The 959-nt window shown below is 40.8% G+C and carries 1 pseudogene; it reads left to right on the top strand.

Features of this window, described 5'->3' with window-relative positions:
- Positions 1-959: pseudogene (locus tag ACFSSE_RS17025) on the top strand (hypothetical protein); the annotation flags it as partial.

The raw sequence follows: 959 nt of genomic DNA, 5'->3' as shown, positions 1-959 counted from the left end.
CGGGGAAACCTCCACAGTTACTTTAACAGGGACAGGCGGAACAGGAAATCTTCAATATAGCTTAGACGGCACAACATTCCAAGCAAGCAACACATTCGCAAACCTAACAGCAGGCACATACATATTCATTGTAAAAGACGAAAACAACTGCATCAAAACTTTTCCAATCAACCTAACAGAACCTGCATTATTAACTTTATCAGGAGCAAACACCCCAATTTTATGTAACGGCGAAACCTCCACTGTAACCTTAACCTCAACAGGCGGAACAGGAAATTTTCAATACAGCTTAGACGGCACAACATTCCAAGCAAGCAACACATTCGCCAATCTAACCGCTGGAGATTATACATTTACGGTAAAAGACGAAAACGACTGCATCAAAACTTTTCCAATCAACATTACAGAACCGACCTTATTAACTTTAACAGGAGCAAACACCCCAATTTTATGTAACGGCGAAACATCCACTGTAACTTTAACAGGGACAGGCGGAACAGGAAACCTTCAATTCAGTTTAGACGGCACAACATTCCTTGCGAACAATACATTTGCAAACCTAACAGCAGGCAATTATACATTTACGGTAAAAGACGAAAACAATTGCATCAAAACTTTTCCAATCAACATTACAGAACCTGCATTATTAACTTTATCAGGAGCGAACACGCCAATTTTATGTAACGGCGAAACTTCTACAGTAACTTTAACAGGGACAGGCGGCACCGGAAATCTTCAATACAGCTTAGACGGCACAACATTCCAAGCAAGCAACACATTCGCAAACCTAACAGCAGGCACATACATATTCATTGTAAAAGACGAAAACAACTGCATCAAAACTTTCCCGATTAGCCTAACAGAACCTGCATTATTAACTTTATCAGGAGCAAACACCCCAATTTTATGTAACGGCGAAACCTCCACTGTAACCTTAACCTCAACAGGCGGAACAGGAA

Origin of the sequence: Pedobacter alpinus, from assembly GCF_042684645.1 — a bacterium.
Classification (GTDB): Bacteria; Bacteroidota; Bacteroidia; order Sphingobacteriales; family Sphingobacteriaceae; genus Pseudopedobacter; species Pseudopedobacter alpinus.
Note: the sequence above shows the minus strand (reverse complement) of the source record. Positions and strands in the feature narration are given on the sequence as shown.